Raw genomic sequence first — 13,567 nt, 5'->3', positions numbered from 1 at the left:
CGTCTCGTGTGGAGTGCTAGCCTTTTCCGCGACGCCAGAAGACGTCGGCGCTTGACGCGCAAGGACCCCCTCTGACCGCTTCGCGGCCATCTCCCCCTCAAGGGGGGAGAAAGCACAGCGGCAGATTGCCGCTGCGGAAGGCCGCCGCCATGCCTTGCCTGTCCTCCCGACCAAAGCAGGGTTTGCAACCGGCGCGCCTCGCTGGTAAAAGATTTTTACCAGCCAAGCAGAGGACGCTGCCGATGTCCGGCCTTGCCATGCCGAAGCCAGACGACGCCACGATGCGAAGGCGCGCAGAGATCGTCGCCGACATGCGCATCATCGTGCCTGGCGAGGGCGTCGTCGACGCAACCAATGAAATGCGGGCCTTCGAGAGCGACGGCCTCACCGCCTATCGGCAATTGCCGCTGGTGGTGGTGCTGCCGGAAACGGTGGCGCAGGTGTCGCGGGTGCTGAAATACTGCAACGACCGCAATATCCGCGTCGTGCCGCGCGGCTCCGGCACCTCGCTGTCGGGCGGCGCGCTGCCGCTCGAGGATGCCGTGCTTCTGGTCATGAGCCGCTTCAACCGTATCCTCGCGATCGACTATCCCGACCGCGTCGTCGTCGCCCAGCCGGGCGTTACCAATCTCGGTATCACGACCGCCGTCGAGCAGGAGGGCTTTTACTACGCCCCTGATCCATCCTCGCAGATCGCCTGCTCGATCGGCGGCAATGTCGCTGAAAATTCCGGCGGTGTGCATTGCCTGAAATACGGCCTGACCGCCAACAATGTGCTGGGCATCGAGATGGTGCTGATGAACGGCGAGGTGATCCGCCTCGGCGGCAATCATCTCGACAGTGAAGGTTACGATCTGCTCGGCGTCATGACCGGCTCCGAAGGCCTGCTCGGCGTCGTCACCGAAGTTACGGTGCGCATCCTGAAGAAGCCGGAGACGGCGCGTGCCCTGCTGATCGGCTTCCCGACCAGCGAGCAGGGCGGCCAGTGCGTCGCCGACATCATCGGCGCGGGAATCATTCCCGGGGGCATGGAGATGATGGATCGCCCGGCAATCCACGCCGCGGAAGATTTCGTCCATGCCGGCTACCCCCTCGATGTCGAGGCACTGCTGATCGTCGAGCTCGACGGGCCGGGCGTCGAGGTCGACCATCTGATCGGCCTCGTCGAGGCGATCGCCTACAAGAACGGCTCCACCACCTGCCGCATCTCGCAGTCCGAACAGGAGCGGCTGAGTTTCTGGGCCGGCCGCAAGGCAGCTTTCCCCGCGGTCGGGCGCATCTCGCCCGACTATTACTGCATGGACGGCACTATCCCGCGCAAGGAACTGCCGCGCGTGCTCGCCGGCATGCGCGAATTGTCGGAAAAATACGGTCTCGGCGTCGCCAACGTCTTCCATGCCGGCGACGGCAATCTGCACCCGCTGATCCTCTACGACGCCAACGTGCCGGGCGAACTCGACAAGGCGGAAAGCTTCGGCGCCGACATCTTGCGGCTCTGCGTCAAGGTTGGCGGCGTCCTGACTGGGGAGCACGGCGTCGGCGTCGAGAAGCGCGATCTGATGCCGGAAATGTTCAACCAGATCGACCTCGACCAGCAAATGCGCGTCAAATGCGCCTTCGACCCCAACCATCTGCTCAACCCGGGCAAGGTGTTCCCGCAACTGCGGCGATGTGCCGAGCTGGGGAGGATGCATGTGCATCGCGGGCAGGTGACATTTCCGGACATTCCGAGGTTTTGAGCTGATATGCCGGCGCTTGAACATCCCCCTCTGTCCTGCCGGACATCTCCCCCGCAAGGGGGAGATTGGCTGCTTGTATGCCTCACTGTTGAAGATTTGCGAAACCGGACGCGACATCTGATCTCCCCCCTTGCGGGGGAGATGTCCGGCAGGACAGAGGGGGGTGTGACCGAACTCGGCCTGTCCTTTCTCTCCCGCTTTGCGGGGGCGAGGAAGGGTGCCAGCCCATGACCACCTTCACCCCCACCACGTCAGCCGAAGTCCTCTCCACCGTCCAATGGGCGGCGGCGGAGGAATTGCCGCTGGAAACCGTCGGCCACGGTTCCAAGCGCGGCATCGGCCGGCCGCAGCAGAGCGAGCACATGCTCGACCTGTCGAAGCTCACCGGCGTCACGCTTTATGAGCCGGCCGAACTGGTGCTGTCGGCCAAGGCCGGCACGCCGCTGTCCGAGATCGAAACCCTGCTGGCCGAAAACGGCCAGCAGCTCGCCTTCGAGCCGATGGACTACGGCCCGCTGCTCGGCGGCGAGCCGGGCAAGGGCACGATCGGTGGCGTGCTTGCCGCGAACCTGTCCGGCCCGCGCCGGCTGAAGGCGGGCGCCGCGCGTGACCATATCCTCGGCATTTCAGCCGTTGCCGGTCGCGGCGAAGCGTTCAAGTCCGGCGGCCGCGTCGTCAAGAATGTCACCGGCTATGATTTGTCGAAGCTGATGGCAAACAGCTGGGGCACGCTCGCCGTGTTCACCGACGTCACCTTCAAGGTGCTGCCGGCGGCCGAGACCGAAGTCACGCTCGCCGTCCGTGGCCTGCTCGACAACGCAGCAGCAAGCGCCATGGCGCTGGCCCTCGGCTCCAGCGCCGAAGTGTCGAGCGCTGCTCACCTGCCCGAACGCATCGCCGCGCGTGTTGCTGGCGGCGCGCTCGGCACTGACGCTGCAACGCTGCTGCGTGTCGAAGGGTTCGGTCCGTCGGTCGCCTATCGCATCGCCGCGCTGAAAACCCTGCTGAAGAATGCCGGCGCGCTGCAGGAGATTGTGGGGGAAGCGTCGCTTGCGGTCTGGCGCGATGTCAGGGATTGCGCGCCCTTCGCTGATGGCAGCGAAAAGCCGGTATGGCGCGTCTCGATGGCGCCCTCCCAGGCCCACCAGATGGTGCTGACGCTGCGCATGCAGATTGGCGTCAGCGCCTTCTACGACTGGCAGGGCGGGCTGGTCTGGCTGCGCATGGAGGAGGGCGATCCCGAGGCCGGCCTGCTGCGCGGGCTGATCCGAAAGCATGGTGGCGGTCACGCGACGCTGGTGCGCGCCGCCCCTTCGCATCGCGCCGCCGTGCCGGTGTTCGAGCCGCAGGCGCCGCATCTGGCTGCTCTGTCGGCCAGGCTCAAAGCCGAGTTCGATCCCAAGGCCATCCTCAACCCCGGCCGCATGGCGCAGAGCTAAATCATGCAAACCAATTTCTCCCTTGCCCAGCTTGCCGATCCGAATGTCGCGGAATCGGAGAAGATCCTGCGCAAATGCGTTCATTGCGGCTTTTGCACCGCCACCTGCCCGACCTATGTGACATTAGGCAACGAGCTGGATTCACCGCGCGGCCGCATTTATCTGATCAAGGACATGCTCGAAAACGGCCGTCCCGCCGACAAGGAGATCGTCACCCATATCGACCGCTGTCTGTCTTGCCTGGCCTGCATGACCACCTGCCCATCGGGGGTCAACTATATGCATCTGGTCGACCATGCCCGCGCCCATATCGAGGAGACTTACCGGCGGCCAGTGCTCGACCGGATGACACGGGCCATGCTGGCCTTCGTGCTGCCTTATCCCGCGCGCTTTCGCACCGCGCTGAAACTGGCGAGGCTGGGCAAGCCGTTCATCGGTCTGTTCGAAAAGCTGCCGGCCCTGAAGCCGCTCGGTGCGATGCTCAAGCTGGCGCCGGCCTCGATCCCGGCAGTGTCGCCGATGGCCTCTCCCGGCATCCATGCCGGCAAGGGGGAGAAGAAAGGCCGCGTCGCCATTCTCACCGGCTGCGCGCAATCGGTGCTCGACCCTGCCATCAACGAGACGACGATCGCGCTGCTGACCAGGCTTGGCGTCGAGGTCGTGGTGCCGCAAGACGAGGCCTGCTGCGGCGCGCTGGTCCATCACATGGGTCGTGAGGAAGCAGCCCTTGCTTCGGCGAGGCAGAATGTCGATGCCTGGACACGCGCCATCGATCGGGGCGGGCTCGACGCCATCGTCATCACCGCGTCCGGCTGCGGCACCACCATCAAGGATTACGGCTTCATGCTGCGCCTCGATCCGGCCTATGCCGACAAGGCCGCGCGTGTCTCGGCGCTGGCCAAGGACATCACCGAATATCTCTCAAGCCTCGACCTGCCGGAGCCGGTGCGCAAGCCCGGCACTGTCGTCGCCTATCACTCCGCCTGCTCGATGCAGCACGGCCAGAAGATCACCCGCCAGCCGAAGGAATTGCTCGCCAAAGCCGGCTTCATCGTGCGCGAGCCACGCGAAGGGCATCTGTGCTGCGGCTCGGCCGGCACCTACAACATCCTGCAGCCGGAGATTTCGGCCAAGCTGCGCGACCGCAAGGTGAAAAACATCGAGGCGACCGGCGCCGAAATCGTCGCCACCGGCAACATAGGCTGCATCTCCCAGATCGCGTCGGCCGCCAAGCTGCCGGTGGTGCACACGATCAAGCTGCTCGACTGGGCTTATGGCGGGCCAAGGCCGGAGGGTGTTGCAGAAGGAAGGTTCGTCGCCGCGGAGTAGAAACTACTCCGCGGCCAGCCTGTCCGCCACGCCGTAAGTCGCCTGGTAGCGCGCCCGCTGGCGGCTGAGCGCGACCATGGTGTTGCGCAAGAGGATCGCCACGGTGATCGGGCCGACGCCGCCCGGCACCGGCGTGATCCAGGACGCGACTTCCTTCACACTCTCGGTGTCGACATCGCCGACGATGCGGCTTTGCCCGTCCGGGCCGATCTCGGAGTTGATACCGATGTCGATGACGGCCGCACCGGGCTTCACCATATCGGCCTTGATCAGCCGTGGCTTGCCGACGGCGACGAACAGCGCATCGGCGCGGCGCGCATGCGCCGCCACCGAACGCGTCATGTGGTGGCACACCGTCACCGTCGCGCCTTCACTCATCAGCAGGAAGGCGATCGGCTTGCCGACGATTTCGGAATGGCCGACGACGACGACTTCCAACCCCTTGAGGTCGAGGCCGGTTTCCTTCAGCAGCTCGACAGAGGCCGCCGCCGTGCAGGGTGCGAGATCGAGCTGGTTGTAGACGATGTTGCCGATCGACGCCGGATGCATGCCCTCGACGTCCTTCAGCGGATGTACGGCCGCCTGCAGGGTCTTGATCGGGATGTGTACCGGCACCGGCCGCTGGATGATGATGCCGGTGACGCGCGGATCGGCATTCAGCCCATGGATCGCCGCTTCGAGCTCGCCAGCGGTGATGTCGGCCGGAAACCGCCGCTCCTCGAAACCGATGCCGGCAAGCGCGGCCTTGGCGCGCTGGTTGCGCACATAGACATCGACCGCATCGGTATCGCCGACGGTGATCGAAACCAGCTTCGGCGGAAAGCCCTCGGCCGCGGCGATCGCTGCGTCTTCGCGCACCGAAGCAATGATGCGCTGGGCGACCGGGCCGCCTTTCAGGTAGCGGCTGTCGTCGGTCCGGGTCATGGCTGGCACCTTTGCCTTCTGGAGCAATTCGAGGACAAGCGTTGAAGCGGCCTTCGGTCCGGAATTGCGTAACTACCGAGATTTGTGCGCTGCAATAGCAGAGGAGCGCCGAGAAATCAGCCCCGAAAGCGAAACCCCCTGCTTTCGGGGCGACTTGCCGGGCCGCGCATCAAACGAAAACTGTAGAACGAAAAAGGCAGCGCGGTTTCCCTGCGCTGCCTTTTCGTGACCGGCCGCATCCCCACACGGCCCGTCCCCCGTAAACCCTTCACCGGTTAAAGCACATCCCGCGGGATCGCACTATGACTTGACTGCAACAGCATGAGACTAAAAGTGCTGCGCAGCCTAACCGGCTGATTCGATGTGACTAGATTACCTCGACCGTGGTGCCGACATTGACGCGCTCGTAGAGATCGACAACATCTTCGTTGCGCATGCGGATGCAGCCGGAGGAAACCGCGCCGCCGATCGTCCAGGGCTGGTTGGTGCCGTGGATGCGGTATTCCGTCGTGCCGAGATAGAGCGCGCGGGCGCCGAGCGGGTTCTCTTCGCCGCCGGCCAGATAGGTCGGGAGGTAACGGCCCTTGGCGGCCTCGCGCTTTATCATCTCCGCCGGCGGACGCCAGTCCGGCCAGACGCGCTTGTTGGTGATCTTGTGGGTGCCCGACCATTCGAAGCCCGGTTTGCCGGTGCCGACGCCATAACGCCGCGCCTTGCCGTTGTTCTCGACCAGGAACAGGAAATTCTGCGTCGTATCGATGACGATCGTGCCCGGCTTCTGCGGGCCGTCATAGGCGACTTCCTGCGGCAGATAGAGCGGATTGATCTGCGGCCGCATGGCCATGCGTTTGGCCGGCGCCTGCACGGACGCGGTGCGCACGCGGTCGGGTCGCGCCGGCTGCGCGTAGCGCAGGCGCGGCTGCTGGACCAGTTGGCGGCTCTGCCGCACGATGCCAGGCGCGCGACCAAGCTGCAGCACCCAGGGTGCCGAAAGGTCGGGGCTCACCATCACCGGCGGCCTGTCGGCATAGCGGTCGCCCGCGGTGGAGGAGGTGACGCCGGTGACCAGAATGGCCACGGCACCGAGCACGGAACGCAAAAAGATCTTCATCGGAACGCACCTTGATCGTCGAACGGACGGAGGCGGAGCTTGCCCCCGGTTGCGCGATCCTTGGCGCGAAGCCGCAACCGAAACATGAATCGGAATGCGTAAAATGCCGCTTTGTCAGTAAACCTTTTGGTGTGGTTACCGCCGGGTTCAGGAATCTGGTAAAGCCGCGGTAAACCAGCGCTCGGGCGCGTTAATGAACGGATATTGCCGATGGCACAAGAAAACACAGGCGTGATCGCCGGCCCCGACGGGGTTATGCGCTGCTTCTGGCACGGCAATCTGCCGGACTATCTGCACTATCACGACCACGAATGGGGTCGGCCGGTCGCCGACGACCGCAGGCTGTTCGAAAAGATCTGCCTCGAAGGCTTTCAGTCCGGCCTTTCCTGGCTGACCATATTGCGCAAGCGCGAGAATTTTCGCGAAGCCTTCGCCGGTTTCGACTTCGACAAGATCGCCGCCTTCACCGACGAGGATGTCGAGCGCCTGGTCGGCAATGCCGGCATCATCCGCCACCGCGGCAAGATCGTCTCGACCATCAACAATGCCAGGCGTGCCCGTGAAATGGTCGATGAATTCGGCTCGCTCGCGGCCTGGTTCTGGAAGTTCGAGCCCGGCAAGGAGGAGCGACCCGAAATCGTCGACCTCGCCCACCTGCGCGCCAACCCGACGACGGCGGTCTCGATCAGGATTTCGAAGGAACTGAAAAAGCGCGGCTGGAGTTTTGTCGGCCCGACCACCGTCTATGCCTTCATGCAGGCCATGGGGCTGGTCAATGACCATCTTGAGGGCTGTGTGTGCCGGGCGCAGGTGGAGAAAGACAGGAAGGCGTTCAAGCGGCCGAAGTGAGCCTCTCTTCCTTCTCCCGTTCACGGGGAGGTGAGGAGTGGTCCGCTTAGCGGGCGAAAAGCCAATTGCTTGGCTTTTCGAAAGACGAACGCCCGAAGGGCGGATGAGGGGCGGCGCGAATATTCAAAAGTTCGTGCCATTCCTCACAATCAAGTCCCGCTGGCGCCCGTCAGAAAAAGCCCCGCGACAATCGCAGCCAGCGCCGCAAAAGCGGGATAGATCACCAGCAATCCGGTCATCAGCGCCTCGCGCATGGTCGAGCCCTTGTGCTCGTCGGCAGTGACCTCGAACGGACCGAGGCTCGCCGTCACCGGCGCACGGGGCTCAGCTGGTCGCAACCGGACGGGCAGTTCGTGCGAACCGTCGTCTCTAATGTCAAACTTCCGTGCCGCGGTCATGGCCCCAACCCTTTGTTTCGGCGCGCTTATCGGCTCTGATTGTGTCGGCACGATGCCGCACCGGTGGCGGAATTGTTTCCTTTTGGGTGGGTTTTGTTTCGGTAGAGCTTCCTCCTTCCCCCCTTGTGGAAGAAGGAGGATTGCCGCGAAGCGACAAGATGGATGAAGGGTGTTCCAGCTTGGCAAAGGGTCGGCGATCCTTCGCGCACCCCTCAACCGTCTCGACGCTGCGCGCCGATCCACCTTCTTCCACAAGGGGAGAAGGGAAGGGCGCTAACCCTTGCCGCTCTAGGCCGCATCGTCTAGGAAACGCGCGCTTGAACCAATTATTGCTGATCGGAAGACCCATCCCATGGCCGACAAATCGGAAAAGACGAAAGCGCGGCTGCCGCGCGGCTTTGCCGACCGCAGTGCGGAAGACATCCGCGCCGTCGAGAAGATGATGGTGACCATCCGCTCGGTGTACGAACTCTACGGCTTCGAGCCGGCCGACCAGCCACTGATCGAATACACAGATGCGCTCGGCAAATTCCTGCCCGACCAGGATCGGCCGAACGAAGGCGTGTTCTCGTTCCAGGACGATGACGAGCAGTGGCTGTCGCTGCGCTACGACCTGACCGCGCCGACGGCGCGTTTCGTTGCCGAAAATTTTGAGCGGCTGCCCAAGCCCTATCGCAGCTATCGCTCCGGCTGGGTGTTTCGCAATGAAAAGCCCGGCCCCGGCCGTTTCCGCCAGTTCATGCAGTTCGACGCCGACACGATCGGCACGCCAAGTGTGGCGGCGGATGCCGAGATGGCGATGATGATGGCCGACGTGATGGAGGCGCTGGGGATCAAGCGCGGCGACTATGCCATTCGCGTCAACAATCGGAAGGTGCTCGATGGAGTGCTTGAGTCGATAGGACTTGGGGGCGACCAGAATGCCGGACGGCGGCTGACGGTACTGCGCGCGATCGACAAGCTGGACAAAATAGGCTTGGCCGGTGTCAGCCAGCTACTGCAAGCTGGACGGTTGGATGAAAGTGGCGATTTCACCAAGGGGGCTGGCCTGAGCGAAAGTCAAGCAAGTTCAATCTTACAATTGATGGCTGCCCAAGGCGATGGCGCTTCGGCAACTCTCGATGCCATCGAAAAACTGGTCGGCGATTCTGAAATCGCCGAACAGGGTTTTGTTGAGCTCGATCAAATTGGATCGATGATCAACGCGGCAGGGTACGGAGACCGTGTTTTCATTGCTCCCTCCGTCGTTCGCGGCCTCGAATATTACACCGGCCCGGTCTTCGAGGCCGAGCTTCTGACCGAGATCCCCAACGAGGACGGCCAGATCGTTCGCTTCGGTTCGGTCGGCGGCGGCGGCCGTTACGATGGTCTGGTCTCGCGCTTCCGTGGCGAGCCGGTGCCGGCGACCGGTTTTTCCATCGGCGTCTCGCGGTTGATGACGGCGCTGAAGAACCTCGGCAAGCTGGACACCGCGGACGTGATCGCGCCGGTCGTCGTGCTGGTCATGGACAGGGATACCGAAAGCCTCGGCCGCTACCAGAAGATGGTCGCAGAGCTGCGCGCCGCCGGCATCCGCTCTGAAATGTATCTCGGCGGCGCCGGCATGAAAGCGCAGTTGAAATATGCCGACCGCCGCGGCAGCCCGGTCGCCGTCATCCAGGGCGGCGACGAGCGCGCCAAGGGCGAGCTGCAGATCAAGGACCTGATCGAAGGCGCGCGCATGTCGGCGGAGATCACCGACAATGCCGAATGGCGGGCCGCAAGGCCGGCGCAGGTGACCGTGGCGGAAAGCGAACTGGTCGCCGAGGTGAAGAAGATATTGGCGGCGCAAGCGGCCGATCGCGCGAAAGGTGGCGCTTGAACACCCCCCTCTGGCCTGCCGGCCATCTCCCCCGCAAGGGGGGAGATTGGATGTCGCATAGGCTTTCGCCAATTTTCTGCGTTGAAGAAAAGGCACCGAGCCGCAAGCTGCCGATCTCCCCCCTTGCGGGGGAGATGTCCGGCAGGACAGAGGGGGGTGCCTCGCGCCCAACCAGCCGATGAATCGGTATCCCGCCATCGCATCCGAAATCACCAACCTCTTCGCCACCCGCAACACGTATGCAGTGGAGGTTGCCGTGCTGCAGCCGGCCGATCCGTTTCTCGACATGGCCGGCGAAGATCTGCGCCGCCGTATTTTTCTCACCGAAAGCGAGACCGGCAAGACGCTGTGCCTGCGGCCGGAATTCACCATTCCCGTTTGCCTCGACCACATCGCCTCGCAGGCCGGCACGCCGCGCCGCTATTCCTATCTCGGCGAAGTGTTTCGCCAACGTCGCGAGGGCGGCAATGAGTTTTTCCAGGCTGGCATCGAGGATCTGGGCGACCGCGATACGGCCGAAGCCGATGCCCGTTCGCTGGCCGATGCGCATGCGCTGCTTGAGCTGGTGCTGCCGGGCCAGGCCCTCGCGATCACGCTCGGTGACCAGACCATCTTCGAGGCGGTGCTGGCAGCACTCGGCCTGCCGCGCGGCTGGCGTATGCGCCTTGCCCGCGCCTTCGGCTCGGCGCCGATGCTGCAGGCGGCGCTGGCCGACCTCGCCAACCCGCCGCGCAACGGTCAGCTTGAGGCCGAGGTTTCAGCACTTGTTCTCGACGGCGATCTGGAAGCGCTCTCCGCCCACATCGCCGGTGGCATGGAAGAGGCCGGCCTGTCGGCATCGGGCGGGCGCGCACCCGCTGATATTGCCCGTCGGCTGATCGAGAAAGCCGAACTGCGCAGTGTGCGGCTGTCGAACGAGGCTTTCGCTGCGCTCGAAGGTTTTCTGGCCATAGACGTACCGCTCGACGGTGCGAGTGCTGCGCTCGAAAGCTTCGCCGCCTCCGCCGGCCTGTCGCTGGGTGCGGCGCTGGAAAAATTTGCTGCCCGCGCCAAAGCCATCGAGGGGCACGGCCTGCCGGCAAACGCAATTCGCTACGATGCAGCCTTCGGCCGTCCGCTCGATTACTACACCGGCATCGTCTTCGAGATCGCGGCTGAGGGTGGCGAGCGGCCGCTGGCCGGCGGCGGCCGGTATGACCGGCTGCTGACGCTGCTCGGCGCCAAGACGCCGATCCCCGGCGTCGGCTTCTCCGTCTGGCTCGACCGCATCGAAGCGCTGCGGGGAGAGCCCAAATGATCACCCTGGCGATCCCGTCGAAAGGCCGGCTCAAGGAGCAGGCGCTGGAGGTGCTGGCCAGAGCCGGGCTTGCCGTCAGCCTGCCCGGCGACGAGCGCCAGTACCGCGCCCGCATCGACGGCGCGGAAGGCATTGAGGTGGCGTTCCTGTCGGCGTCCGAAATCGCCGGCGAGATCGGGCAAGGGAACGTCGACCTCGGCATCACCGGCGAGGACCTGCTGTGCGAAAACCTCGCCGACTGGGAGTCGCGCGCCGAGATCGTCGCGCGACTCGGTTTCGGCCATGCCGATGTGGTCGTGGCCGTGCCCGGCATCTGGCTCGACGTCGACACCATGGCCGATCTCGACGATGTCGCCGCCGATTTCCGCCAGCGCCACGGCAGGCGGCTGCGCATCGCCACCAAATACTGGCGGCTTACACAACAATTCTTCTCGCAAAAGCACGGCATCCAGGTCTACCGCATCGTCGAGAGCCTCGGCGCTACCGAAGGTGCGCCGGCGGCGGGCCTTGCCGACGTCATCGTCGACATCACCACCACCGGCTCGACCCTGCGCGCCAACCATCTCAAGGTGCTGGCGGATGGGGCCGTGCTGAAGTCGCAGGCTTGTCTGGTGGCATCCAGGAAAGATCGAGCGGTTGCGGATGAGGCGCTGTTGCGGGATATTGCGGCGAAGATGGCGGCGGTGACCATATAGCGGTAAAGTCGGCAGCGCTAACGGATGAAGCCTGCCATCAGACCACCGCCACAGCCCACCACCATCGACGGGATTTCCACCGCCTCATCAGGCTGATAGGTTCAGCTCATCCCGGGAGGAGACGGCGATGGCGATCAATCTCGACGAGCTCAACAACGCCACCAATCTGCGCGGGCGTGGGGCGCGTGGCACTTTCATTGCCCCGATCGACGGCCGGGCGCATGTCTCCGGCGAGCGCACCCCGCCACTGCTCGACAAGACCATCCCTGAGCTTTTCTCCGATACGGTCAGCAAATACGCCACGCAGGATGCTGCCGTCTTCGTCGGTCAGGACAAGCGCTTCACCTGGAGCGAACTGTCTGACACAGTCGACACGCTCGCCGCCGGCTTCCTGGCGCTTGGCCTCGAAAAGGGCGACCGCGTCGGCATCTGGTCGCCCAATCGCTGGGAATGGCTGGTGACGCAGTTCGCCACCGCCCGCATCGGCCTGATCCTGGTCAACATCAACCCGGCCTACCGGCTGACCGAGCTGGAATATGCCCTCAACAAGGTCGGCTGCAAGGCGCTGGTGACGGCCGCCAGTTTCAAGACATCGGACTATCTCGGCATGATCGAGACGTTGGCGCCGGAACTCGCCGAAGCCGTACCCGGCAAGCTCAAGGCGCAGAAATTGCCGACGCTGAAGACCGTCATCCGCATGGGCGACGACAACTCGCCCGGCATGTTCAATTTTGCCGATGTGCTGTCGATGGCCGGGCGCGACGAGCATGACAGCCTCGACCGCATCTCCGAGGGGCTGAAGCCGGGCGAGGCCATCAACATCCAGTTCACGTCAGGCACGACAGGCGCGCCCAAGGGCGCGACGCTGACCCACACCAACATCGTCAACAATGGCAATTTCGTCACCGCGGCGATCAAGCTCACGGTCGACGACCGGCTGTGCATCCCGGTCCCGCTCTATCACTGCTTCGGCATGTCGATGGGCACGATGGGCTGCGTCACCAAGGGCACCACGATGGTTTTCCCCGGCGAGGGGTTTGACGCCGGCGCGACACTGAAAGCCGTGGCACAGGAAGGCTGTACCGGCCTCTATGGCGTGCCGACCATGTTCGTCGCCATGCTCGACCATGCGGACTTTTCCACCTTCGACCTCTCCAGCCTGCGCACCGGCATCATGGCGGGTTCACCTTGCCCGATCGAGGTGATGAAGAAGGTGGTCTCGCTGATGCATATGGAAGAGGTCACCATCGCCTACGGCATGACCGAGACCAGCCCGGTGTCGTTCCAGAGCAGCGTCGACGATCCGCTGGAAAAGCGCGTCTCCACTGTCGGCCGCATCCACCCGCATGTCGAGGTCAAGGCCATCGACGCCGAGGGCGCCACCGTCGCGGTCGGTGAGCCGGGCGAGCTGTGCACGCGAGGCTATTCCGTGATGAAGGGCTATTGGGACGATGCGGAAAAGACCGCCGAGGCGATCGACAGTGACGGCTGGATGCACACGGGCGATCTCGCGACGATCGATGCCGAGGGCTATTGCAACATTGTCGGCCGGGTCAAGGACATGGTCATCCGCGGCGGCGAGAACGTCTATCCCAGGGAGGTCGAGGAATTCCTCTACCGCCACCCCAAGGTCAAGGAGGTGCAGGTGTTCGGCATTCCCGACGCCAAGTACGGCGAGGAACTGTGCGCCTGGATCGTGCTCAAACCCAACCAGATCGCCACCGAGCAGGAGATCAAGAACTTCTGCGCCGGCCAGATCGCCCATTACAAGATCCCCCGCTACATGCGCTTCCGCACCGAACTGCCGATGACGGTGACTGGAAAACCGCAGAAGTTTCTGATGCGCGAGGCGATGGTGGAGGAATTGGGGCTGGTGGTGCAAAAGACCGCGTGAGGGCAGGGCGCGGGCCGACAAGCCCACAATG

General features: G+C 64.1%; 11 protein-coding genes. 8 read left to right on the top strand and 3 right to left on the bottom strand.

The features are described from left to right. Positions 1 to 242: 242 nt before the first annotated feature. The 3 genes from ACWTU9_RS22765 (at position 243) to glcF (ending at position 4,507) form a co-directional block, all read left to right on the top strand. The gene (locus ACWTU9_RS22765) at positions 243 to 1,739 is read left to right on the top strand and encodes an FAD-linked oxidase C-terminal domain-containing protein (protein WP_455860243.1); all 1,497 of its coding nucleotides are present in this window, start codon (positions 243 to 245) and stop codon (positions 1,737 to 1,739) included. A 227-nt stretch (positions 1,740 to 1,966) separates the two neighbouring features. Then, positions 1,967 to 3,178, top strand: a complete 1,212-nt coding sequence (locus ACWTU9_RS22760) for an FAD-binding protein (protein ID WP_455860242.1) — start codon at positions 1,967 to 1,969, stop codon at positions 3,176 to 3,178. A 3-nt stretch (positions 3,179 to 3,181) separates the two neighbouring features. Then, complete coding sequence (glcF, locus tag ACWTU9_RS22755) at positions 3,182 to 4,507, top strand: glycolate oxidase subunit GlcF (protein ID WP_455860241.1); 1,326 nt, start codon at positions 3,182 to 3,184, stop codon at positions 4,505 to 4,507. Between the two features lie 3 nt (positions 4,508 to 4,510). On the opposite strand, the gene ACWTU9_RS22750 is transcribed toward glcF, so the two are convergent. Together ACWTU9_RS22750 and ACWTU9_RS22745 are read right to left on the bottom strand one after the other, a co-directional pair. After that, on the bottom strand, positions 4,511 to 5,431 hold the full coding sequence (locus ACWTU9_RS22750; RefSeq protein WP_454577463.1) for a bifunctional 5,10-methylenetetrahydrofolate dehydrogenase/5,10-methenyltetrahydrofolate cyclohydrolase: 921 nt from the start codon (positions 5,429 to 5,431) through the stop codon (positions 4,511 to 4,513). Between the two features lie 367 nt (positions 5,432 to 5,798). Beyond that, on the bottom strand, positions 5,799 to 6,542 hold the full coding sequence (locus ACWTU9_RS22745; protein ID WP_455860240.1) for a L,D-transpeptidase: 744 nt from the start codon (positions 6,540 to 6,542) through the stop codon (positions 5,799 to 5,801). Positions 6,543 to 6,752: 210 nt separating this feature from the next. Between ACWTU9_RS22745 and ACWTU9_RS22740 the strand changes: the two genes are divergently transcribed. Then, complete coding sequence (locus tag ACWTU9_RS22740) at positions 6,753 to 7,391, top strand: DNA-3-methyladenine glycosylase I (RefSeq protein WP_454589851.1); 639 nt, start codon at positions 6,753 to 6,755, stop codon at positions 7,389 to 7,391. Between the two features lie 149 nt (positions 7,392 to 7,540). Here the strand turns inward: ACWTU9_RS22740 and ACWTU9_RS22735 are convergent, their stop codons facing one another. Continuing rightward, the gene (locus tag ACWTU9_RS22735) at positions 7,541 to 7,789 is read right to left on the bottom strand and encodes a hypothetical protein (RefSeq protein WP_455860239.1); all 249 of its coding nucleotides are present in this window, start codon (positions 7,787 to 7,789) and stop codon (positions 7,541 to 7,543) included. A gap of 352 nt (positions 7,790 to 8,141) precedes the next feature. Here ACWTU9_RS22735 and hisS point away from each other — a divergent pair, with 352 nt between their 5' ends. The 4 genes from hisS (at position 8,142) to ACWTU9_RS22715 (ending at position 13,536) form a co-directional block, all read left to right on the top strand. Next, entirely contained in the window at positions 8,142 to 9,650 is a 1,509-nt protein-coding gene (hisS, locus tag ACWTU9_RS22730; protein ID WP_455860238.1) for a histidine--tRNA ligase, read from the top strand. A 178-nt stretch (positions 9,651 to 9,828) separates the two neighbouring features. Beyond that, complete coding sequence (locus ACWTU9_RS22725) at positions 9,829 to 10,947, top strand: ATP phosphoribosyltransferase regulatory subunit (protein WP_455860237.1); 1,119 nt, start codon at positions 9,829 to 9,831, stop codon at positions 10,945 to 10,947. Next, entirely contained in the window at positions 10,944 to 11,642 is a 699-nt protein-coding gene (gene hisG, locus ACWTU9_RS22720) for an ATP phosphoribosyltransferase (RefSeq protein ID WP_455860236.1), read from the top strand. The genes ACWTU9_RS22725 and hisG overlap by 4 nt, the downstream gene beginning before the upstream one ends. 127 nt (positions 11,643 to 11,769) lie before the next feature. Beyond that, positions 11,770 to 13,536, top strand: coding sequence for an AMP-binding protein (locus ACWTU9_RS22715; RefSeq protein WP_455860235.1), 1,767 nt, complete (start codon positions 11,770 to 11,772; stop codon positions 13,534 to 13,536). The last annotated feature ends 31 nt before the right edge of the window (positions 13,537 to 13,567 follow it).

Source organism: Mesorhizobium sp. 128a (genome assembly GCF_053848025.1).
The sequence above is the reverse complement of the archived record's forward strand: the minus strand, read 5'-3'. Positions and strand labels throughout refer to the sequence as shown.